9 protein-coding genes and 1 pseudogene are annotated in these 24841 nt (G+C 57.0%); 4 read left to right on the top strand and 6 right to left on the bottom strand.

Going from position 1 to position 24841, the window contains the following annotated elements; genetic code table 11:
- Positions 1-88 precede the first annotated feature (88 nt).
- From CIG75_RS06680 to CIG75_RS06670, 3 genes are read left to right on the top strand one after another with little or no spacing between them, the layout of a single operon-like run.
- On the top strand, positions 89-3283 hold the full coding sequence (locus tag CIG75_RS06680; RefSeq protein WP_094235938.1) for a lantibiotic dehydratase: 3195 nt from the start codon (positions 89-91) through the stop codon (positions 3281-3283).
- On the top strand, positions 3280-5154 hold the full coding sequence (locus CIG75_RS06675; RefSeq protein WP_094235937.1) for an ABC transporter ATP-binding protein: 1875 nt from the start codon (positions 3280-3282) through the stop codon (positions 5152-5154). Before CIG75_RS06680 ends, CIG75_RS06675 begins: the two co-directional genes overlap by 4 nt.
- A complete protein-coding gene (locus CIG75_RS06670) occupies positions 5120-6412 on the top strand; it encodes a lanthionine synthetase C family protein (RefSeq protein WP_157729425.1) in 1293 nt (430 codons plus the stop codon). Before CIG75_RS06675 ends, CIG75_RS06670 begins: the two co-directional genes overlap by 35 nt.
- A 90-nt stretch (positions 6413-6502) precedes the next feature.
- Here the strand turns inward: CIG75_RS06670 and CIG75_RS06665 are convergent, their stop codons facing one another.
- From CIG75_RS06665 to CIG75_RS06640, 6 genes and pseudogenes are all read right to left on the bottom strand, one after another.
- Positions 6503-9811 carry a non-ribosomal peptide synthetase gene (locus CIG75_RS06665; RefSeq protein WP_172844423.1) on the bottom strand — a complete coding sequence of 1103 codons (3309 nt, stop codon included), beginning with the start codon at positions 9809-9811 and terminating at the stop codon, positions 6503-6505.
- A 7-nt stretch (positions 9812-9818) separates the two neighbouring features.
- Positions 9819-13199 carry a non-ribosomal peptide synthetase gene (locus tag CIG75_RS06660; RefSeq protein ID WP_094235934.1) on the bottom strand — a complete coding sequence of 1127 codons (3381 nt, stop codon included), beginning with the start codon at positions 13197-13199 and terminating at the stop codon, positions 9819-9821.
- Positions 13200-13222: 23 nt separating this feature from the next.
- Positions 13223-14470, bottom strand: a complete 1248-nt coding sequence (locus CIG75_RS06655; protein WP_094235933.1) for a MupA/Atu3671 family FMN-dependent luciferase-like monooxygenase — start codon at positions 14468-14470, stop codon at positions 13223-13225.
- A complete protein-coding gene (locus CIG75_RS06650; RefSeq protein ID WP_094235932.1) occupies positions 14467-19056 on the bottom strand; it encodes a type I polyketide synthase in 4590 nt (1529 codons plus the stop codon). Before CIG75_RS06650 ends, CIG75_RS06655 begins: the two co-directional genes overlap by 4 nt.
- A 4-nt stretch (positions 19057-19060) precedes the next feature.
- Entirely contained in the window at positions 19061-19360 is a 300-nt protein-coding gene (locus CIG75_RS21675) for a phosphopantetheine-binding protein (protein WP_227874416.1), read from the bottom strand.
- Between the two features lie 99 nt (positions 19361-19459).
- Positions 19460-24402, bottom strand: a pseudogene (locus CIG75_RS06640) (amino acid adenylation domain-containing protein); the annotation flags it as partial.
- 241 nt (positions 24403-24643) lie between these two features.
- Here CIG75_RS06640 and CIG75_RS06635 point away from each other — a divergent pair.
- A complete protein-coding gene (locus CIG75_RS06635; protein ID WP_094235929.1) occupies positions 24644-24829 on the top strand; it encodes a hypothetical protein in 186 nt (61 codons plus the stop codon).
- Positions 24830-24841 lie beyond the last annotated feature (12 nt).

Genomic DNA, 24841 nt, shown 5'->3' with positions numbered 1-24841 from the left:
TCCCAAATGGCTTCCTCTGAAAATTGTCACTTTATTAAGTATTGAGGTATAATCTTGGAATATCACATTGAACAGGAGGCGGATTTAATTGATCCAAACCGATACCAAACCGCTTGCTCAACCAACGGAACGCACTTTGTTTCGTCCACTTGACTTCTTCATGCTGCGATCTCCTGTCCTCCCACTTGAGTCGTTTCAAGAGTTGTTTCCTGCTGATGTAGACCAAGTCGATGACTTGCGCGCAGACGGAATCGCCAAATTGGCCGAACTGGCTCAGCAACCGCTCATTCGGGAAGCGATCGCTGTCGCCTCCCCTTCGTTGCTCGACTCTTTGCATAATATAACGAATATTTCGAATCCAAGAAAACAAGATCAAGCGGTCAAAGGGTTTCTTCGCTATCTGCTGCGTATGATGTCGCGGCCGACGCCGTTCGGTCTGTTTTCGGGCGTGGCCAGCGGGACGTTTGCCGAGACATCCAATCTCACCTTGCACCCGACGTCTCAACATCACAAGCGCGCCCGCCCCGACATGGAATGGCTGCTCAAAGTCATCGAACTGCTCGAGGCCCAAACGGACGTCGTATTGCAATTGCAGATGCACATAAATCCGATGATCTTCCTCAGCGGAACGCGGGCCAAACTGCCATACGTAACCCGTTACGGACAACGGGATGCACAAGGCCGCATCACGATGGATTCGGTCTCCGTTCGCGCCACCCCAGTGTTGCATTATGTGCTGGAGCAGGCCACAAAGCCGATCCTCTTCTCCGAGTTGCTCGACCGGGTCGCAGCCCAATTTCAGGCACCGCTCGAAACGGTGCAAAACTTCCTGATCACCCTATTCCGCCAAGAGTTCCTGATCTCTGAACTGCGGCCGCCGACGACTGTCACCTCCCCGTTACACTATATTCGGGAGCGCATCGAACGGCTGAACGGCGTGGACAGCATCAAAAGCCAGCTCGCCTCGCTCGCAGACAAGCTCACAACGTATGACCGCCTGCCCCTCGGAGAAGGCGACACGCTGTTCCTTGAGCTGCTCGCGGAGATGAAAGCGCTGGCCGATGTAAAAAATCCGCTCCAAGTCGATTTGGCACTCGCTGGGAACCCGCTCCACTTACCGCTCAGTGTCGGTGAGGAGGCGGCCAAAGTCGCTTCTCTCCTCTGTAAACTCTCGTCCGGTCGCGTCGGCTATCAGCACTTGGAAGCGTACCGCACGGAGTTTATGGAAAGATACGGTCAAGATCGCGAAGTGCCGCTGCTCGAACTGCTCGACGAAGACCGGGGTCTGGGAGCGCCTGCCGGATACGAATATCCGCAATCCCGCCACCGCCCCGTTACGCCCACCCGTAGCGAGGCCACCAAAAAACGGCAGGCCCTGCAAACCAACCTGCTCGCCAAGGCGCTGTCCCAAGGGGCAGTGGAAGTCGAATTGACTGACGACATGGTGGCACAATTGACGACAGAAGAGAACCCGAAAGCGCTGCGACCGTCGCTGGAACTCTACTTCTCGCTCGCCGCTCGCTCTCAGGCGGCTCTTGATGCCGGAGACTTTCAGCTGCACCTCGGGCCGATGCCCGGTTCGAACGGTGCCGGGCGGACGTTTGGCCGCTTTGTTGACCTCTTCCCCGAATCGTTCCGCGACCGATTGGCAGCGGTTCAGGAGGCGGAACAAGCGATGACGCCCGATGCGCTTTTGGTGGAAGTTTCCTTTCTGCCCCCGGCCGGCCGGGCGACCAACGTCGTGCTGACCGAACACTGTAGACCTTATGAACTGGCGATGGGCACCAATTCGTCAAAAGATGAAACGCACACACTGCCCATGTCCGACCTGCTCGTCGGCTGTACAGAGCAAGGACTGTACCTGACCTCTCAGTCGCTCGGGCGGCAAGTCATCCCGAAGGCGGGACATATGCTCAATCCCAGCACGACGCCCAACCTGTACCGCTTTTTGCGAGAAATCGCTTCCGAGCATGTCCAGACTTGGCAACCGTTTCGCTGGGAAGTGTTTGAACAGTCACCGTTTTTACCGCGCGTGCGCTATCAGAAAACGGTGCTGGTTCCAGCCGTTTGGACGCTAAGTGAACAGACATCGGAGCTGCGCGTCGGCCTGACAGAAGAACAGTGGCAGGCCGAATTCAACCTGTGGCGTGCCGAGTGGAAACTCCCGCGCTATGTCTACCTGATCGAAGCGGACAATCGCATCCTGCTCGATCTCGATCATCCGCTGCATCTTGAGATTTTGAGCAAAGAGTTCCGCAAGGGCAAAGATCTCAAGCTGATTGAAATGGGAGTTGGTTTTGACGAACTGTGCCTGACGAGCCCAGATGGTCTCCTGCTGAACGAAGTCGTGATCCCGCTGGTCAAAGCGGTACCGTCCGTGAAAAAGCTGCGTGCACGCCCCCGCCTGCCTCTGATCCCGCTCGAACAAAGACAGATACTTCCAGGTGGCGAGTGGCTGTATGCCAAACTCTACGGAGTCAGCGCTCGGCAAGAAGAATTGATCGGCGGGCACTTACGCGAGTTTTGCCGCGACGTGCAAGCAAACGGCATCGTCAGCAAAAGTTATTTCATCCGCTATGCTGACCCGGAACCGCACATCCGCTTGCGCTTTCACGGTGATCCGGAGACACTCGCTGCCAAGCTTTGGCCGCGCTTGCACGAATGGGCATCGATGCTGCAAAAAGAAGGGTTGCTCTCGCGCATCGCGACCGACACCTACGATCCGGAGATCGAGCGGTACGGAGGTCCACAGCCGATGAAAACGGTAGAAAACCTGTTTGCGTTGGACAGTGTGGCAGTCAGCGGCTGGCTGCACAGCAAACGGTTTCAAAAACTCGGGTTGAGCCTTGAGCAGATCGGCGCGGTCTCCGTCATCGACTATTTGGAAAGCTTTGGCATGTCCTTCAACGAATCCTTTCAGTGGCTGGACCAGCGCTTTTCACACAAAGAACAGCAGGAAGAGTTCCGCACGCAGCGCAAACTGCTGCTCACCCTCTCCAATTCGCTTGATGATTGGCAAGGTTTGCGAGCCCATCCCGAAGGCGAAATCGTCTACTCTGGCCTTCAAGTCCGCCACGAAGCGATTGCTCGCTTTGCAGAGGAGATCCGCGAGCATGCCGCGCTTGGCAACCTGTACAACACGTTTGACAACATCGTCGGCAGCGTGATTCACCTGCATCTCAACAGACTGCTCGGCACCGACCGCGAGCGGGAGCGCGGTGTGATGATCCTCGCCCGCCATGCGTTAAACGGACTGCGACACTTCCGGGAGGACAGGCGATGAGTGGCCAAGACCAAGAGAGCGTCACGCTGCGGGGTGTCTTCCAAGCGTTTATTTACTGGCCTCGCATCTTCCGCCTGCTCTGGAGCGTTGATCGGGGAATGCTGATCAGTTTGCTGGGTTGGCAGTTGCTACAAGGGATCGCGCCTGTCGCGATGCTCCTTGCCACCACTCACTTGATCAACTCGGTCGGCGAATCGTGGGAGAAAGGGATCGACGTGCTGTACGCGTCGTTCGTCATGTTTATCATCGTCGTCATCGTCAGGCAGTTGATCAGTCTGGTGCAGGGCTATCAGGAAGGTTTGTTCCAGACTAAACTATCCAATAAAATCAACCAGACGATCATCGAAAAAGCGGTCGGACTTGGCCTCACCGAGTTTGAAAATGCCGAGGTGCAAGACCAGCTCAAACGCGCCCAGCAAGAAGCGTCGTACCGCCCTTATCAGATCATGAAACAGATGTTTAGCGTGATCACAGGCGTTGTGACGATGCTTTCTGCCGCAGGTGTCTTGATCGCCTGGAAGTGGTGGATCGCCTTTGTACTGATCCTGATGCCCTTCGCCTCTTTCATCTCTTTTCTCCGGCTCTCACAGCAGCAGTTCGAATATGAGTACCACCGCGCGCCTTTGCGCCGCGAATCTTGGTACTGGAGCTACCTGCTGACCAACGACAAAGCGGTCAAAGAGGTCAGGCTGTATCAGCTAGGCGACTACCTGCTCAACAAATATATGGACATCTTGATGACATTCTTCCGCCAAGATAAGCTGTTAGCTCGCAAACGTCTGCTGATCTCCTTAATCTTTGAAGGCGTGTCGCTAACTTTGACCACCTCGATGGTCTTGCTCGTTTTGCTCTCCGCTTTTGCCAAGGAGATCTTGATCGGTAACGTGTTCGGCTATGTGCAAGCGATCACGCTGACCCAAAACACGTCGCAAAGCGTGGTACAAGGGCTGATCCAACTCTGCCAGAACAACCTGTACATCAAACAGCTGTTCTTCTTCCTCGATCTGGACTCTGCCGAACAGAAGCAATTGTCCAGTGCTCGACCGGAAGTGCCGCCCCTGGAGACGGTCGAGTTCCGAAACGTCACCTTCCGCTACCCAGGGCGTGATGTCGATGCCTTGCATAACGTCTCCTTTACGCTCCATCGCGGCGAGACGCTGGCCGTCGTCGGCAAAAACGGGTCGGGCAAATCGACCTTAGTCAAAGTGCTGACCGGGCTCTATCCAAACTATGCAGGGGAAATTCTGCTCAACGGCGAACCGCTGCGCTCTTTCGATCTCGATTCGCTCCAGCGGCGAGTCGGTGTGGTGTTTCAAGATTTTATGCAATATGAGTCGGATGTGCGGCATAACATCGGCTTTGGCAATCTGCCAGCTTTGCAGGAAGATGACAAAATCTATCACGCCTCGGAGCAGGCCGGGATCAAACCACTGCTGGAAGCAATGCCACAACACTTGGACACGAAACTCGGCCGCTGGCTGGCACAAGGCTATCAGCTTTCGGGCGGACAGTGGCAGCGCGTGGCGATCGCGCGGGCGTTTTTCCGAGAGGCCGATCTGTACCTGCTCGATGAGCCGAGTTCGTTTTTGGACCCGATGGCGGAGGCCGATGTGTTCCACAAGTTTCAACAGCTGCTCGACGACCGCCTCGGCATTTTCATCTCCCACCGCTATTCGTCGGTGCGCTTCGCCGACAAGATCATGGTGCTCGATCAAGGGCAGGTCGTAGAGTTCGGCTCACATGCGGAGTTGATGGCACAGGACGGCATGTATGCAGAGCTGTACAACATGCAAGTTAACGCCTATCTATCTGACAACAAAGGAGGAAGTCCAGAAGATGACAACCAAAAAGTTGCAGTGGCAGCCGATTGAATCGGAACAACTGCGCAATGAAGTGGAACGCACAGTTCGCTTGACCGCAGAGCGGTTGAAGGAGGCGACTTGGGAACATGACGCCTCCCTCGCAGGTGGTGCGGCAGGGCTGTGCCTGCTCTACGGAGCACTCGATCACCTCTTTCCCGAAGAAGGCTGGGACCTCATCGGGCATCAAAGTCTGATCGCCATCCAGCAACGTCTGCAGACGGCCGGCGTGCCCAACCTCTCGCTATGGAGCGGGCTTAGCGGTACGGTATTGGCGGTGCAGGCTTTATCGCGCGGCGGTGAGCGCTATCAGAAGATGCAGGCCAGCCTGTTGCATTCGCTCCTCGAACAGCTGCCCGCGCACATCGAAGAGGCCCGTTCGCGGATCGCCAACGAGTTGAGAATTACCGATTATGATGCGGTTCTAGGACTGGCTGGCATCGGACGAGTCCTGCTCGCCTTTGCAGACCGCGAGGAGGTCCGCGCCGCTTTGCACGAGGTGCTCAGCTATCTGGTCACACTCAGCGGGGAGAAAGAAGCGCACGGGACGCTCGTCCCAGCTTGGCACATTCACAGCCACCTGCACATGAGGGAGGATGAATTTGATCGCTATCCGCAAGGCAGCTTTAATCTCGGGCTCTCCCACGGGATTGCAGGGCCGCTGGCGACCCTCAGCTTAGCACTGCTCCAAGGTGTGGAAATCCCCGGCCAACGCGAGGCGATCCAACGGTTCGGTGCTTGGATCGAACATTATCAAACTAGGGAAGGAAATGCCCTGCTCTGGCCGGGACGCGTCTCGTTCGAATCATGGCAGTCGGGACACTGCGCTGAGAAAGTGCACACCCCCTACTCTTGGTGCTACGGTGCACCGGGCATCGGCCGCGCCATGTGGCTTGCGGGCAAAGCTCTCGATCACACCGACTGGAAAGAGGCAGGCATCGCCGCCTATCTCGGGGTTGCCGATCGCATCGACAGCCAATGGGACCTGTGCACCCCCAACATCTGCCACGGCTGGGGTGGGCTGTTGCACCTTGTACAGCGCATGTACGCAGAGACTGGGCTTGCGGAACTCGCTCCCTGCCGCGACGAACTTGCGCGCCGCGTGCTGGACAGCTTCTCCGAGCAACACCCGTACGGCTTCAATGATCCGGCATCCACCACGCAGCATAAGCCAGAACTTTTGGAAGGCGCGTCTGGAGTCGCCTTGACGCTGCTTAGCCTGCTTGCCGAGGATGCGCCAGAGTGGGATATGGCGTTGCTCATCTCTTGATCTTTGCTTGTCATTCAAATCAAAAAGCCATCCGAAGCGATCGGCCCCTTGTCTGCTAGACGGGGGTCGATCGCCATCGGATGGCTTTTTTTATCTGTTGCGGCGTTTGCGCGCTTCGCGAGTCAGTGCGACGATCTCCGGTTTCGCTTCGAGCTTTTCCGCAGCATCGATCGCACGAGACAGACCACCGAGGGTCGGGTCGTCGAACAGGCTGCGCACTTCGATGTTGATCCCAAAATCGCCTTGAACTTGGGCGACCATCTGCATCGCCATCAACGAGTGTCCACCTAGTTCGAAGAAGCTGTCGGTGACGCCGATCTCTTCGATCTGCAACAGCTGTGACCAAAGCTGCGCCAACTTCTGCTCGGTCGGCGTCGAAGGCGCGATGTACTCGCGCTCTTTGCGCACCGCCGAGAAATCCGGTTGCGGCAGGGCTTTGCGGTCAATTTTACCGTTGGTGGTCAGCGGCAGAGCATCGAGGAAGACAAAGGCGGACGGCACCATGTGGCTCGGCAGGTATTCCCCGATTTGGGCGCGCAGTTCCGCTTCCAACTTCTCTGCGCTCGCGGCAGGCACGATGTACGCGACAAGTCGCTTGTCACATTGAGCGGCTTCCTGCACGGTGACGACCGCTTCCCGCACCTGCGCATGCGCGATCAACTGCGCTTCAATCTCGCCAAGCTCGATGCGGAAGCCGCGGATCTTCACCTGCTGGTCGATGCGGCCAAGGAACAGCAAGTTCCCGTCGGGCAGTCGGCGCACTACATCACCCGTTTTGTACAACCGCCCTTCGCCCGTTGCACAGAAGGGATCGGCGATAAAGCGAGCTGCAGTCTCTTCCGGGCGATTCAGATAGCCGCGCACCACCATGTCACCGCCGATGTACAGCTCGCCTGCGATGCCGTTTGGCACCGGTTGCAAACGCTGATCGAGCAGGTAGAGCACAGTGTTGGCCACCGCTTTTCCGATCGGGGTCTGACGCTCCGTAGCGTTTGCATCGACCTGGTAGAGTGTCGGTGAAATCGTCGTTTCGGTCGGTCCATAGCCGTTGAAGATTTGCAGTCCAGGCACATTTTGCATGATCGTGGCGAGCAGTTTTTCGGAGATCGGTTCGACCCCCGCCAACATGCGATGCATGTGCAAACTTCCCGCTTCTTCGGTCAGCCAAGTCGCGAGGTCTTTGAACATGAAAGGCGGCACATAGGAGGAAGTGATCCCCTGATCGCGCATCCAGCCGAACAATTTGTGGCTGTCATAACGCACCGCTTCCGGCACCGGATACACAGCTGCCCCGAAGAGTATCGCCGAAAAGAGCTCATAGACCGAAACGTCAAAACCAAAACTCGTCCAAACGCTGCTTCGATCTGTCGGCCCCAACGGTTTGCGGCTTTGCACATCTGTCATCAGGTTGACAACGCCACGGTGCGGCACCAAGACGCCCTTCGGCTTTCCGGTGGTGCCAGACGTGTAGATGATGTAAGCGAGACCCGCTGCGCCCGTTGCAGTGTTCAAATTGTCAGCCGGAGCATCGCTCCACGCCAGCGTCTCCTCATCGAGCGCCAACACCTGAATGTTCCCGCTCGGCAAGGCTTCTTTCAGCCCAACTTGGGTCAAGAGCACCGGAGCTTGTGCATCTTCCAGCATAAACAGCAGGCGGTCTTGCGGATAGGTCGGGTCGAGCGGCAGATAAGCGCCGCCCGTCTTCAGCACGGCGAGAATCGCAATGACGATCTCCAAGGAGCGATCGAACAGGATGCCGATCGGCACGTCAGGTCCCGCACCGAGCGTGAGCAGGTGGTGCGCGAGACGATTGGCCTGCTCATTGAGCTCGCGATAGGTCAGCGAGCGGTCCAGATAGACGACGGCCGTCGCATCCGGGTTCTGCGCCACCTGTTGCTCAAACAGGCTGTGCAGCGTCGCATTGCGGTCATATTCTCGCGCGTGGAAACTTTCGGTCAGCACCTGTTGACGCTCGTCTGCCGAGAGGAAGACTAATTCGTCAATGCGGCAGTCTGGCTCGGCTGCGACCGCTGCCAACAGATTGGCGTAATGCAGGCCCATCCGCTCGATCGTCGCTGCGTCAAACAGGTCGGTGTTGAACTCGAACACACCTTCCAGCCCTTGCTCGTCTTCGGTCAGAAACAACGACAGGTCAAATTTGGCCGTTTTGCTTTCAATGCCCATCATCGACACGGTCAACTCGTTGAATGTGACGGATGGTTTCGGCGCATTTTGCAACACAAACATCGCTTGAATCAACGGGGACACGTTAACATCGCGGTTGGGCTGTACCTCTTCCACCAGTTTGACAAACGGCATGTCCTGATGCTCATACCCGTCCAGTGCCATCTGGCGCACGCGGCGGAGCAGTTCACGAAACGTCGGACGGCCCGAAAGATCGGTGCGCAAAACGAGCGTGTTGGCGAGAAAACCGATCAGCCCTTCCAATTCAGGACGGCTGCGGTTGGCGATCGGCGTGCCCAAGATCAGGTCTTCCTGACCGGAATAGCGATGCAACAGCGCCTTGTACGCCGCCAACAGCGTCATATACAGCGACGCTTCCTCTTGCTGGCCAAGCCCTGTGATCCGCTTGACCAGCTCCTTGTCGATACGAAACATGTGCATCTGGCCGCGCATCGTCTTCTCGGCCGGATGCGGTCGGTCGGCAGGCAGTTGCAGGACCGGAATCTCTCCGCTCAACTGATTCACCCAGTAACTGCGCAATTTCTCGTAGGTCTCTCCTTGCATCACATCGCGCTGCCAAGCGGCGAAGTCTGCATACTGCACTTGCAACGGCAGCAGTGGGGACTCTTTTTCGTCCAAAAACGAAGCGTACAACGCCGCGACCTCGCCTGTGAACACACCCATCGACCAACCGTCCGAAACGATGTGGTGGATGGTGAGACACAGCGTGTGCTCGGTCGGGCTCGTCCGCATCAGCAGTGCGCGAATCAACGCCTCCTGATCGAGCTTGAACGGCTTTACCGACTCAACGGTGAGCAGGCGATCGACTTCTGCCGCCTGCTCCTCTGCGGAAAGCTCGGTCAGATCGACCAACTGCAAGGCAAAATCCACCGTGGGGTCGATCACCTGCAGCGGTTTCCCGTCAACCGTCAAAAAGCGGGTGCGGAGCGCTTCGTGGCGCTCGATGATCTCCACGAAGCATTTTTCCAAAACCGGAATGTTCAGCACACCACGAAACTGCACGGCGGCCGAGATGTTGTACGACGGATCGTTCGGATCGAGCTGATACATAAACCACAGCCTCTGTTGGGCAAAAGACAGTTGGGGCTCAAGCGACGGGTCGCGCGGCTTGATCGACTCCACCGCTTCCAAATCAAACCCTTCTTCCTCAAGCAACAGCGCTAACAGCTCATCCGCTTCGCTAGAATATCCCATCGACTGCTTACCCCCTACCCGTTTTCTTCGCTTCGAGCATCGCTCGCTTTTCATCGTCCGACATGTTCGCCAACCGCTTGCGCAGACGGGCGATCGCTTCAGCCTGACCTGGTTTTTGCTCATACTCGCAGAGCAATTCGGCAAGTCCGCCAATCGTCGTGACGGAGAACAGTTTGGTGACTGGCACCTCGATCTGGAACAGTTCACGGACGCGTCCGATCATCTGCATCGCATGGAGCGACTGTCCGCCCAGTTCAAAGAAGTTGCTTTTTGTACCAACTTTCGGCAAGCCGAGAATTTCGCGCCAAATGCCGGCAAGCAGATCTTCCAGATCATTTTGCGGTGCGACATAGTCGCGTTCGTAGACCGCCTCGTCCACCTGCGGTTGCGGCAGGGCTTTGCGGTCGAGCTTGCCGTTTGGCGAGAGCGGGAAGTGATCGACAAACAGGTACGCAGTCGGGATCATCGCATCGGGCAGGCGTGTTTTCAAAAACTCACGCAGTTCGGATGACGAGGTGACATCACCGATCAGATAGGCGACAAGGCGCTTCAGTCCTGGCACATCTTCGCGAACGACAACGGCGCTCTGTTGAATCGACGGATGCTTGAGCAACGCCGTTTCCACCTCGCCCGTCTCGATGCGCACGCCGCTGATCTTGACTTGGTTGTCGATGCGGCCTTGGTACTCCAGCGTGCCATCCGGCAGCCAGCGCACGATGTCACCCGTCTTGTACAGGCGTCCACCGTCCTTGACGAATGGATTTTGCACAAAACGCTCTTCATTCAATTCTGGACGGTTCAAATAGCCGCGCGTGACGCCGACGCCACCGATATGCAGTTCGCCATAGGAACCGACCGGCACCGGATTGAGATGCTTATCCAGCACGTACGTCTTGATGTTGGCGATCGGGTAGCCGATCGGCACCGAGGTCCGTTTGTCTGTGCGTTCAAAAATATAGTCGGTAGAGAAGACGGACGTTTCTGACGGGCCGTAGATGTTGACCAGATTGGTGTGCGGCATCCGCTGATGAATGCGGTCGCGCAAAGACGTGGAGACTGCTTCCCCGCCCAAGAGCAGGTATTTGAGCGTCGTCACATTTTCGATGCCCGGCGTATCGACGAGCAGATTCATCACCGACGGAATCACCTGTGTGATCGTCGCCCCTTGCTTGATCATCTCACGGATCAAATAGTGCGTATCATGGTGACCGCCTTCTTCGCAGAGGACGACAGCAGCACCCGCGAGCAACGGCGAGAAATATTCCAGTACCGTTCCGTCAAAGCCGACGAGCGACTTGAAGAACATGCGGTCTTCGCCCGTCAGCTCGAAACGCTCGACCAGATGCAACATCGTGTTGACGACCGAGCGGTGTTCGATCATCACGCCTTTCGGGCGCCCCGTGGAACCGGACGTGTACATGACGTAGGCCAAAGAGGTCTCTTCCGCCGGGCTCTCCGGTTTCGTCGCGCTTTCCTCGCCGACAATCGCCCAGTCGCGGTCGAGCGCAAATTCTGGTGCGCCGTTTTCCGGCAGGCGGCCGAGCAGCGTCTCTTGGGTCAGCACCACCGTCAGTTTCGCGTCTTCCAGCATCTTGGCCAAGCGATCTTGCGGATAGCTCGGCTCCAGCATGACCTGTGCGCCGCCCGCTTTCAAAATTCCGATCATCGCGACCATCATCTCTAAGGTGCGGCCCATGTAGATGCCGACCAGCGACTCATGCCCGACGCCGCGCGCTTGCAAGAAGTTGGCGAGGCGGTTGGCGCGCTCGTTCAGCTCGCGGTAGGTCAGGTATTCATCGCCCAGAATCACCGCTTTGTTATCGGGCGTTTTCAGCGCCTGTGCTTCGAACAGTTCGTGCATGATCGAACGCTCCGGACGCGGACGGTCGGTGTTGTTCCAGTCCCGCAATACCTTCTGCGCCTCGTCTGCCGAAAAGAGCGGCATTTCCGAGACTTTCAGCTCCGGATTTTCAATCACAGCGTCGATCATGTTCATCCAGTGGCTCGTGATCTGCTCGATCGTCTCTTTGCGGAACATCGCCGGAGCATACTCGAAGAAGCCGGTGATGCCGTCTTCCACTTCCATCAAGCCGATCGTCAAGTCATACTTGGCCGTCTCCGCATCGGTCAGCTCATATTTCAACTCCAGATGGGGAAGTTCCAATTTGTCCTCCATCACATCGACGTAGACGAAGCACGCTTGGAAGATCGGGTTGCGCGAGCCATCGCGCGGCGGTTTCAGCTCATCGAGCAGGAGGCCGAACGGGATGTCGTTGTTCGCGTACGCTTCCAGCGACACATCTTTGACGCGGCGGAGCAGCTCTTTGAACGTCATGTTCGGCTCGACTTGCGCACGGAGCACGACGGAGGTCAGGAAGTAGCCGATCACCCCTTCCATCTCACCGCGATTGCGGTTGGCAAACGGTGTGCCGACCAGCAGGTCTTCCTGCCCTGTGTAACGGTACAACAGCGCATAATAAACGGCGAGCAGCGTCATGAAGGCGGAGGCACCTTCTTTTTTGCCGATCTCTTTCAAACGGTTCGCCGTCTCCATCGGAATGTCGAGGAACACGCGCGCCCCTTTAAAGTCCTGAATGGCCGGACGCGGGAAATCGGTCGGGATGTTCAGGACGAAGTCGCTGCCGTCGAGCGTCTTTTTCCAGTAGTTGACCAGGTTGTCTTTCACATCTCCGGTCAGGTATTTGCGCTGCCACTCCGAGAAGTCCGCATAGGAGATCTGCGGCTCGGGGAGCACCGACGGCTGGCCGTTCAGGAATGCTTTGTAGTGCGCCATCATCTCATGGAAGAAGATCGAGAACGTCACGCGGTCGGTGACGATATGGTGGACGGTGAGCACGAACAGCCACTCATCCTCATGCTTGCGAATCAGGTTGGTGCGCACAAGCGGCGGCACTTCCAGATCGAACGGAATCTGGATCACTTCGGACATCGCCTGCTTGGCAGCTTCCTCTCGCTCGTCGTGCGGCAGGTCGGTCAGGTCGAGCAATTCCATCGGCACGATCAGCTCATCGTGCACCAATTGCATCGGCTGGCCTTCCAGCATTTCAAACGTGGTGCGCCATGCTTCGTGGCGGCGGACGATCTCGTTGAAGCTATGCTCGAACACTTCGACGTTCAGCGTCCCTTTCATATTGATCGCACCATACACGTTGTAGGTCGGCTCGTCCGGGTTCATCATGTGGAAGAACCAGAGCCGCTCTTGGTCGATCGCCAGCGGGCTCGGGTTCTTGTGGCCGCGCTTGGGAATCCGATCTTGCTTGAGCATCAATTTTTCGGCTGCCAAGTTTTTGGCCTTGGCCCGCTTTTCAAAGATGGCACGCTGCTCTGGGGTGAGCGCCGCCAAACGGTCTGACAGATTGTTTTTCATGTAAAGATTCCCTCCAAGAAGCGCTACAGCGTGTATTTGTCTTTCAACTTGCCGAGGTAGTTCATCGAACTCATCACATCGGCTGTGGAAATGCCAAAATCGACGAGACAGGCCACTTCATTGACACCGATGTCGATCAGATCTTCGATCAGCCCCGAGCATTTGTCCACGGTGCCAAACAGAGAACTTTCGGCAAAATATTTATCGAAGGCGTACGTAACGATCGCATCTTGATCCGCTTCGGAAAAATCGTCGTAGTTGCCCATCACATTTTTTTGCTGTTTGATGAACGTTTTGAGATAGTCTTTCAGCGGGTCGCGCACTTTGTTTTTGATCTCTTCATTCGTTTCCCCGACACAGGTGTGCAACATGACGGTGATCTTGCCTTGTTCCGGGTCGAACCCGTGCTGCGCCAATGTCTCGCGATAGAGCTTGATCTTTTCTTCAAACTCGTCGAGCGTTTGGTTGGTCAGTCCGGTCAAGATGTGCGAGCCCGTTTCAGCCGCTTTGATGTAGGTGTCCTCCGAGCCATTGGTGGCGACCCAGATTTCCAATTCGTCTTGCAGCGGGCGGGGCAGGACTTTGACCGCCTGCTCCTGTCCATCGATGCCGATCATCTGCACCGTTTCACCAGACCAGAGCTTTTTGATCGTCTTGATGTTGTCGATCATCACCTCTTTGCGCTGGTTGTAATAGTCGCGCGTCGGCGTCGGTGCGATCAGGAAGTCGGACGGGTGCCAGCCCGAGGCAAAGGACACGGCGGTGCGACCGCCAGACAGGTTGTCTACCACCGCCCACTCTTCGACAAAACGGATCGGATGGTGTAGCGGAAGCGCGACCGAACCGGCGCGAATCTGGATGTTTTCGGTGATCATCGCCAAAGCGGCGGAGAGGACCGACGGGTTGGGATACAACCCGCCGAAATCTTCAAAATGGCGCTCTGGCGTCCACACCGCTTTGAAACCGTGTTGGTCTGCATATTTGACCGAATCGATCAACATGCGGTATTTGTCGCCATCTTCGGTCGAACCGTCCCCGGAAAAGAAGAAGATGGAAAACTCCATTCCCTTATCGGTCAGGCGTGGCCTTTGTTTTTTGGAAGCGGCAGCTTGACCGCCTCCCATCGCTGCTAGCATGTTTGGCGGAAGGGCTGACGACTCTTGAGTCGAACTGACCACCGCGGTGTTCATTCCTTTCGCCTTCATCCGCTTCTCCAATACGGCGCGCTGCTCGGGCGTAAGATTTTTCAAACGGTTGTTCAGCGAACTCATTCGATGCCCTCCTCGGCCAGTTCTGCCTCAATATCATCTTCGCTCAGGCCCTCGATCTCGGCGAGCAACGCTTCGAGTTCGTCCAGTTCTTCCGGTTTGAGCTGGTGGTCGGCGATGTACTGGGACAGTTCGGCCACGCTCGCCGATTCGAACAGGGCGCTCATCGGCAGGTCGATTTCGAAAGCGTTGCGGATGCGCGTCACCAACTGCACGCCGAGCAGCGAGTTGCCGCCGAGGTCGAAGAAGTTGTCGTGGATCGAGACTTGATCGACGCCGAACAGGTCTTGCCAGATCAGCGCGACTTGCTCCTCCACGTCATTGCGCGGTGCGATATACGGACGGTTGGCATCCACGCTGCGGTTGCCTTTCAAGCCGTCGAAGTACGAAGTTGCGTTCATGCCATTCGTTTCATCGATCACCGTTTGCAGGTCTTGAGTGGAGACGATGACATGCGTCAGGCCGCTCGCCAAAATACGTCCGAATCCATCCATGCCTTCAGTTGCCGAGATGCCGAACTGCTTTTGCATCTGTTGCAATTGTGCGACCATCTCCGGCAGGATCGGCTGGCCTTGGAGCAAGTTGTCAAATTGCCACATGCCCCAGTCGATCGACAGCGTGTGCGTGCCGCTCGCCGCGCTGTGCGCGCGGGCGAAACTGTCGAGAAACGCGTTGGCTGCCGTGTTGTCCACTTGGCCGAAACCGCCAGTGACCGACAGCATCCGCGAGAAGAGCGCGAAAAAGTCGAGTTCCAAATCGGCCGTCGCTTCGGCGAGCGCAAGTGTACCTTTTACTTTGGGAGCGAAGACCGTTTCCATCGCTTCTTGCGTTTTCAGTTGAATCAGTCCCGAACCCATCAACTCTTCAGTGTGGAACAGACCATGTACTGCCCCGTAGCGCTCAACTGCTTCGCGTAGCACCGCTCGCAAAGCATCAGCATCGGTGATGTCGAGGCTGTGGTAGAGCAGTTCGGTGGTTTTCCCGAGTTGCAGCAGTCTGCCGATCTGCTGGGCGGTCGCATCGTCTGCGTCTGTCTGCGCAGCAAGATATGCGTTCCAGTCTGCGCTCGCTGGGAAATCGGCATGGCCGAGCAAGATCAGTTTCGCACCCTGTGCATGGGCCAGATGTTCGGCCACGTGCAAGCCGATTTCACCCGTTGCCCCAGTGATCAGGTAGACGCCATTTGGACGAAGGTCGGTTGCTGTCGTTGCCAGCTCGGGGAGTTTGGCGCGCTCAAACGCTTGCACAAAGCGGTGCGCACCACGGTAGGCGACCACTGTCTCCTCTGCCGGAGCTTGTGCGATCTCAGCCAGCAGGCGTTCGGTCAGCTTGCCCAACTTGCCAAGCTCGATATCGATCGCGCGCGTGGTCACGTTGGCAAACTCCTGCGGAATGACTTTGAGTGCACCGAACAGGGTCGCACGCGCCGGAGCAAGGATCGCTTCGCTGGTCACTTCCTGCAACGAGTTGGTGATCGCAGTGAGCGTAAACGACTCACTGCGGTTCTGTTCGCCAAGCGCCTGCACCAAGTTGATCAGCGCGTAGAAGCCACGTTCTTGGGCCTGTTCATAGCTTTGGGCCTCGTCGGTCAACGACCACAGGTGGACGATGCGCTTCGGAATTTTCTCCTGTTCGATCAGCGCTTTGAGCAATTGGCTGTACGCGCCGCGATCAGCTGAATTGAGCGTATAGACCCCTGCGTCCACTTCGGCAAATTCTGCACCGATGCGAACCTCGATCACCTCATGACCCTGCTTTTTCAGGCGGTCTGCAAGCGTTGTGCCCACACCCACTTCATCTTGTAGCAACAGATAGACGGACGGCTCCTCCGCTTTTGCTTGCAGCGGTGCGGTCTGCTTCCAGGCCGGGATGTGGAACCAGTCGGCGAGGTTCGCCTGCCGTCCGACCGGGCGCGGCGCTTGATAGGCATTCTTGTTTGCTTCCACAAAATAGCGCTGTTTCTCAAACGGATAGGTCGGCAGGTGCAAGCGATGGCGGGAGTCTCCACCATAGAGGGATGCAAAATCGACATCCACACCGTTCAGCCAGAGCTGCCCGAACGCCATCAGGAAGAACGCACGATCAGACTGCCCTTCGTCGCGATGACGAGTCGAGGACAACACGACCGCTTCCGTCTCCGTGCCTTGCAGAGATTGCTTGACCACAGTGCCAAGCGATCGGCCCGGGCCCACCTCCAGCAAAATGCGGCCCGGCTGTTTGACCAGTTCGGCCACGTTGTCGCCAAAACGCACAGCTTGACGCAGATGGCGGACATAGTACGCCGGGTCGGTGGCCTCTTCCGCTGTGATCCATGTGCCAGACACGTTGGAGAGATAGGGCAGATTCGGCGCGTTCAATTGCACCTTTTGCACTTCGGCCGCATAGTGATCGAGCATCGGCTCCATCATCGCGGAATGGAAAGCATGAGAGGTATCAAGTCGCTTGAAGTGCAGGTCTTGCTTTTGCAACTCCGCTTCCAAGTGCTCAATCGCCGCCGTCGGGCCTGCGACAACGGTCGCTTGCGGACCGTTCACGCCTGCGATCGAAAGTTCGGACGGGAGCAGCGCTGCCACATCAGCTTCAGGCAGTGGAATCGCCAGCATCGAGCCTGGCTCCATCGCCTGCATCAGGCGACCACGCGCCGCGACGAGCGGCAACGCTTCGTCTACGTTCATGACGCCTGCGAGCACAGCTGCCGTATATTCACCGATCGAGTGACCGATCATCGCCTCCGGTTGCACGCCGCGCGCCAGCCAAAGCTGTGCCAAGGCATACTCGAAGACGAACAGTGCCGGCTGGGTGAATTGCGTTTGATTCAACAGCTCCTGCGCATCCACTTCATTGCCTTTCGCCGGGAAAAATAGGTCGCGGAGGTCAAGACCGAGATGCGGTTTCAACAGCAAGGCACAGCGGTCGATCTCTTCTTTAAAAATTGCTTCCGATTCATACAACTCGCGACCCATGTTGGCATACTGAGAACCTTGACCTGAGAACAGGAAGGCGACAGACGGGGTATGGTTGGATTTCAGTCCGCTCGACTGCACTTTTTTCGGATCGAGTTCGCGCAAAGCCTGTGCCGCCTCGGCCAGATCTTTGGCCACGACGATGCGGCGATGGTTGTACGCTGCACGACCTGTCTGCAACGTGTAGGCCACATCGGACAGATTCAGGTCTTGCTCCTGCTCCAGATGCGCAGCCAGATTGTCTGTCGATTTCGCGAGCGCCGATTCCGTTTTCGCCGAGAGCACGAGCAGATTGAGATCGCTCGCCACAGCTGAGCTTCCCACTGCTGGAGCTTCTTCTAAAATGACATGCGCGTTGGTGCCGCCGATGCCAAACGAAGAGACTCCCGCTCGGCGCGGGGCGTCTGCTGAAGCGGTCCAATCGCGAAGTTCGGTGTTAACGAAAAACGGAGAGTTGGCAAAGTCGATTTTCGGATTCGGATTTTCAAAATGCAGGCTCGGCGGAATCTGCTTGTGGTGCAAGGAGAGCACCGTTTTGATCAGGCCGGTCACACCAGCCGCTGCGTCGAGGTGACCGACGTTCGTCTTGACCGAACCGAGTGCGCAATAGCCCGTCTCGTCTGTGCTCATCCTAAACGCCTGCGTCAGAGCTGCCACTTCAATCGGGTCACCGAGCGCCGTTCCGGTGCCGTGCGCTTCGACATAGCTGATCGAAGCCGGATCGATGTCCGCGATGGCGATGGCCTGCGCGATCACGCTTTCCTGACGGTCTACGCTCGGTGCGGTGTAGCCGACTTTGTTCGAGCCGTCGTTGTTGATCGCTGAAGCGCGAATCACCGCATAGATCGTGTCGCCATCTGCGACTGCGTCTTCAAGGCGCTTGAGCAACACGACGCCGCCACCGTTCCCGACGACCATCCCCGCTGAATTTTCGTCAAAGGCACGACAATGACCGTCCGGAGAGAAAATCCCTCCTTCTTGCCACAGGTACCCCGCTTTTTGCGGAAATTTTACAGACGCGCCGCCAGCGAGCGCCATGTCCGATTCATAGGTGAGCAAGCTTTGGCAGGCCATGTGCACCGCGACCAGCGATGTCGAGCAGGCGGTCTGCACCGTCATCGCCGGACCTTGCAAGTTCAACTTGTAAGCGACGCGGGTGGCCAAAAAGTCGTGATCGTTGCCGATGCCCGCTTGGTACGAGCCGACCGCATTGACGATGTCCGGGTTGGAGAGCAGGTTTTGCAAATAGCTGTTGCGACCTACTCCGCCAAACACGGCGATCCGCCCATCGTACGAACGGCCATCGTAGCCGCTGTCTTCGAGCGCTTCATAGGCACACTCCAAGAAGATGCGATGCTGGGGATCGGTCGTTTCCGCTTCCCGTTTCACCATGTCAAAGAAGGGCGCGTCAAAATCCTCCGCCCCTTCGAGCGGCGCGGCTGCCTGTACGTAGCTCGGGTCTTCACGGTCGATGTTGGAGTCTTCCACTTCCTCATCAGCAAGGGGGCGGATCGATTCCACCCCATTTTTCAAGTTCTCCCAAAATTCCTTGGTGTTCGCAGCGCCCGGGAACCGACCGGACATCCCGATGATGGCAATCCCTTGCAAGTCCTGGATCTCACTCATCTGCTTACTTCCTCCTATCTTTTAGCAACTGCTTGCGCTTGTTGAGCGCTTCTCTTTGTTTGCTGGCTTGATCGCGAATTTCATCGATCGAATGCTTGGCCACCACGTCTTGTTGTAAAAATTTGACCACGGCAAAGACGGTTGGATATTTGAACATTTCCACAACGGAAAACTCACGCTGCATCTGCGCTTGGAGACGCTCGTGGACTTGTACCATCAACAGCGAATGGCCGCCGAGATCAAAGAAATTGTCATGTACGCCGATCTGATCGACGCCGAGCACTTCCTGCCAAATCGCTGTCACCTGCTGCTCCAATTCTGAAGCAGGTGCCACATACTCAGCACCTACCGCACGGCCACGATCCGGGGCTGGAAGCGCTCCGCGGTCGATCTTGCCGTTTGCCGTGAGCGGAAATTCATCAAGCAACACGAACAACGACGGCACCATGTAGTCGGGCAACTCCGTTTTTAACGTTTGGCGCAAGTCGGGCACGGTGAGCGCCGCACCTGCTTTTGTCGTCACATAAGCGACGAGGCGCTTTTCACCTGGTTTGTCTTCGCGAACCAGCACCACGCCATTTCCCACGCCGGACTGGCCGCTGAGCAGCGCTTCGATCTCGCCTAGCTCGATGCGGAACCCGCGCAGCTTGACCTGATGGTCGAGGCGGCCCATGTATTCGATCGTCCCGTCCGCCCGCCAACGCGCGAGGTCGCCCGTGCGGTACAGCTTGGCTTTCCCATTCACGAGGTGCGGGTGGGAAACGAATTTTTCTGCAGTCAGGTCGGTGCGGTTCAAGTAGCCGCGAGCGAGCATCGCACCGCCGATGTACAATTCACCTGGCACGCCGATCGGCGTCGGCTGACCGTGTGCATCGAGGATGTAGACGTTGACGTTGCGGTTGGGGCGACCGATATGGACATCCGAGTCTGCCGTCAGCACAGCGTGCGTGGTGCAAACGGTGTTTTCGGTCGGACCGTACCCGTTCACAAAACGGCGCCCGCCTGTCGCCCAGCGCGTGACGATCTCCTGTGTACACGCTTCCCCTGCGGAAATCACCGTGCGCAGATGCGGCAACGAGTCGGCAGGCAACATCGCGAGCACCGAAGGCGGCAAGGTAACATTCTCGATCCGCTTGTCATGCAACACCTTCAGCAGGGACGGTCCCGGCAGCAGATCATTTTTTTCTGCGAGGATCAACGTCCCCCTGCGGTCAGCACGGTGAACACTTCCGCCACCGAGGCGTCAAACGAGAAGGAAGCAAATTGCAACAGGCGAGTCTGGCTCCCGATGGCATACGCCTCCTGCAACACGTGGACAAGATTGAACAGCCCGGCATGTTCGAGCAACACGCCTTTCGGTTTGCCTGTCGAGCCGGACGTGTAGATCACATACGCAAGGTCGTCCGGCGATGCGCTGACTGTCGGATCGTCCATGCTCGACTCCGCGATCTGCGCGGCATCCGCATCGAGCAGGATCTGCTTGGCGCCATGCTTGGGCAGTCGCTCGACCAGATGCTGTTGCGTGAGCAGAACGCGCACGTCAGCATCCTCCAACATGAAGGACAGCCGCTCGCTCGGATAGGTCGGGTCAAGCGGTACGTAAGCACCACCCGCCTTGAGGATGCCGAGCATGCCGATGACCATCTCCACCGAGCGTTCGACCGAGATGCCGACCAGCGTTTCTGACCGGACGCCCGCTTGTTGCAGGTAGTGTGCGAGTTGATTGGCGCGCCTGTTCAGTTCGCCATAGGTCAACGAAACAGCGCCCGCTTCCACGGCGATCGCATTCGGCTGTTGTGCCGCAAGCTGTGCAAATAGATCGTGGGCACAGACAACGTCGCCAAAATCGGCTTGGGTGTCGTTCCAGCCATCGAGCAATTGGGTCTCTTCCGCTGCTGTCAAGAGCGGAGCTGTGCTGACAGGAGCGTCCGGCGCTGTGAGCAAACCTTGCAAAAGCGTGGTGAAATGCCCACTCATGCGTGCGATGGTCGCAGGGTCGAACAAATCGGCGTTGTATTCAAAGGTGGCCGCCAGTTCACCGTCCAGTTCGGCCATCGTCAGGATCAGATCATACTGCACATGCGTCTGTTCCAAACGCATCGACTCCATCGGAAGGCCGCCCGCAAGCTGTGCACCCGCTTCATTGAGCGCAAATGCTGTCAAGCCGTCACGGTCCAGCAGATGTGATTTTTGCAAAACGAAAAACGCTTGGAACAGCGGCGAGACGCTCGGGTCACGCTGCGGGTGAAGCTTCTCGACGAGCAAAGCGAAGGGGTACTCTTGGTGGTCGAGTGCACCGAGCACCGTCTGACGCAGCTCTTCGATAAACGCGGCGAAGGTCGGACGTTCTGCAAAACGCCCGCGCAGCACGATCGGATTAACAAAATAACCGAACGTCGTCGCATCTTTCGCCGATGCGCGCCCCGCAGTCGGAGAGCCGACCAAGATGTCATCCTGCCCACTATAGCGGTGCAAAAGCACTTGGTAGGCGGCGAGCAATGCTGTGTACAGCGTGGTGTTGTATCGCTTAGCAAACGTTTTGATCTGCTCGGTCAGTGCTTTTTCGAGGCGGAAGGAGTGCGCCGCACCTCGGAACGTCTGCACAGGCGGTCTGGGTCGGTCGGTCGGCAGGTTGAGCACAGGCAATTGTCCTGCCAACTGTTGCTTCCAATAATTCAACAGCCGCTCCCCCGTGGCTCCAGACAGCCGCTCCGCTTGGCGGTGCACATAGTCGCTATAGCGATGCGAAGCTGCGGTCAACGCAGGAAGCTCCGTGCCAGCGACCAGCGCCGGATAGAGCTCGCGCAGTTCGCTGATCAACAGGCCGAGCGACCAGAAATCGGTGATGATATGATGCATCGTCAGCAGTAACACATGCTCGTCGTCCGAGGTTGAGAACATGTGCACACGCCACAACGGGCCGCTAGCCAGATCGAACGGGCGGTTCGCTTCCTCCGTGATGCGCTGTTCAAGCTGTGCCGCGCTCCAAGAGGAAGCATCTTCGATTGAAAAAAGAAATTCGGGCTGCTCCTGCACCTGTTGCCACGGTTGACCCTTTTGGGTTACGATGCGGGTGCGCAGTTGCGGATGGGCGACCGCCAGCCGATAAAAAGCGGCCTGGAGCGCAGTTTTGTCCAATCGACCCGGTACCTTTACGGCGCGTGCCACGTTATAGGCAGCGCTGTCCGGAGCGAGTCGTTGCATGAACCACAGCGAGCGCTGACCGAATGAAAGCGGGAACTCAGTATCATCTGCGGCGGAAACTTCCGACTCTGCCACCGTTTCCTGTGCAACACTAAGCATTACCAAGACGTCTGTCGCAAGCTCGGTGATGCTCGGGCCGTCCAACAAGGCGGTGAGCGGCAATTCGATCTGGTACGCCTCTTCCACTTCGTTTTTCAACTCGACTGCCATCAGCGAATCGAGACCCAGAGCGTTCAGCGATCGGCTGCGCTCAATCTGCGTCGGGTTCACTTTTAACACGGCGGACGCTTTAACCTGCAGGTAATTTTCTAACGCGATCAAGCGTTCACTCTCATCAAGCGACTGCAACGCCTTGCGGTCGAGCGTGCCGAAATCAAAGCCCGCTTGTGGTGGTGCGTCTGTCGCAGTCTGCCGCCCAAGTACATCCGTATGCAACGCTTCCAACGTTCCTTCCAAGAAACGCTGTCGGCAGGCGTGTCGCTGAATTTTGCCGCTGGAGGTCTTCGGAATGCTCGCCGGTTTGATCAGCACGACGCCATATGTTTGCAGATCGTGATGTTGTGCGACCGCTTGGCGAATGGCGGTGGCAACTTCCGCGAGGTTGCCTTTGCGGTGAGCGCGCTCAACTTCGCTGACGATGACCAGTCGCTCTTCCCCGTCCACCTCAACAGAAAACGCTGCGCCTGCACCGGCGGGCACAGCGAGGTGCGCATCAGAAACGGTAAATTCCAGATCCTGCGGGTAATGATTGCGTCCACGGATGATGATTAGGTCTTTGAGTCGTCCCGTGACGAACAATTCCCCCTCCACGAGAAAGCCGAGATCTCCAGTCCGCAAAAAGGGGCCTTCTCCGTTCGCCAAGCGAGCGCCAAACGTCTCGGCCGTCTTGTCGTCAGCATTCCAATAGCCGAGCGCAGTGCTCAATCCGCCGACCCAGATTTCACCGACCTCATCTTCTTGACAGGGGGTGAACGTTTCGGGATGCACGATCTGCACGCGCTGGTCGGTGCGATCCGGACTGCCACAGCCGACGAGCACACGCGTTGTATCGGTGACTTGCGTTGTCGGGCAGACTTTGTTTTTCTCCAGCGCGTCGCCATCAAAGGCAAGCGTGATCGGCGCTTCTTTCTTCAGTCCCCCGGTGACGAACAAAGTCGCTTCGGCCAAGCCGTAACAGGGATAGAATGCCTCTTTTCGGAATCCGCAGGGAGCGAAGAACTCGGAGAAACGCGCCAACGTCTCATGACGAATCGGTTCGGCTCCAGTAAACGCCGTCTCCCACGTGGAGAGATCGAGCGTGTCGCGTTGCTCCGGCGTGATTTTTTGTACGCAAAGGTCATAGGCGAAGTTCGGCCCGCCGCCCAGCGTTCCACCGAGACGGGAGATCGTTTCCAACCAGCGCAACGGCTTTTGAATAAATGCGACTGGCTGCATCAAGGTCATCTCGTAACCGCCGTACAGCGGTTGCAACACGCCGCCGATCAATCCCATATCATGAAAGGGAGGCAACCACAGCACGCCTTTGGTGCCAACAGGTGCAATGCCAAAACAATTGTGGATCAGTCCGAGATTGTGCATCAAATTGCCTTGGCTCAACATGACGCCTTTCGGTGCCGACGTCGAGCCGGACGTGTATTGCAAAAACGCAAGTGCCGACGCATCGGTGCCTGGGTGCCTCCATTCCACGGCAAGCGAGCCATCCAAATGATCGGTGGCGATCAGACGAAGTGCAGCCAAGCCCGGCGTGTCGGTATAGCGTCGTTCAATATTTTTGAAAATTTCATCAGTGGTGAGCGCGAGCGTCGCTTTGGCGTCCGAAGCGACGGCGACCAACCGCGACAGATTGCCATTTTGTCGCGGCGGATAAGCAGGTACAGCGACCACGCCCGCATATAGACAACCAAAAAAGGCGACCACATAATCCGGCCCTGGTGGATAAAGCAACAAGGCACGTTCTCCGGTGGCCCCCATACTTTGCAACAAGGCGCCGAGCGCGCGCGCTTTTTGATCGAGCAGAGCATATGAATACTCCAATTCCTCCTCTTCAACCAGAAAGCGATACGCAAGTTGGCTGGGCTGCACCTGTGCTCTGTAGCGCAGCAGATCCACAAGCGTAGCAGACAATACCTGCGTTTCGAGCATGAGTAGTTCCTCCAGTCATGGAAACTCCATTGAGTTCTATACTTTTTAAATGATGAAGCGATTCCAATCTGTTGCAATCTACACTCACTATTCGATAATAGCCAGACCAATCCCTCCCTGAAATTTTAGAATTGCGCACAGTATAATTTATATGCCTCTTCGATCAAATCAAATTGGTTGCAATTTTATTAAAGCAGGTTTACATCCGACGATGCAGAAATAGAATGGTGAGGTGATGTTGATGAACCGATTTCATTGCTGCGCCACTTGCCAGCACTATGCTGTGAACAAAGTGGCGGGTCGTTCGATCAGCAAATGCGCCCGACTGGGCTTTGATACGAATCCGAAGTACCAATTCGATTGCTGGAATCCGAAACCGAATGTGAAAAAACTGATGGAAAAGGAAAAAGGCTTCTCACCAGAGTGAGAAGCCTTTTTT

Origin of the sequence: Tumebacillus algifaecis (assembly GCF_002243515.1) — a bacterium.
Lineage (GTDB): Bacteria > Bacillota > Bacilli > Tumebacillales > Tumebacillaceae > Tumebacillus_A > Tumebacillus_A algifaecis.
Note: the sequence above shows the minus strand (reverse complement) of the source record. Positions and strands in the feature narration are given on the sequence as shown.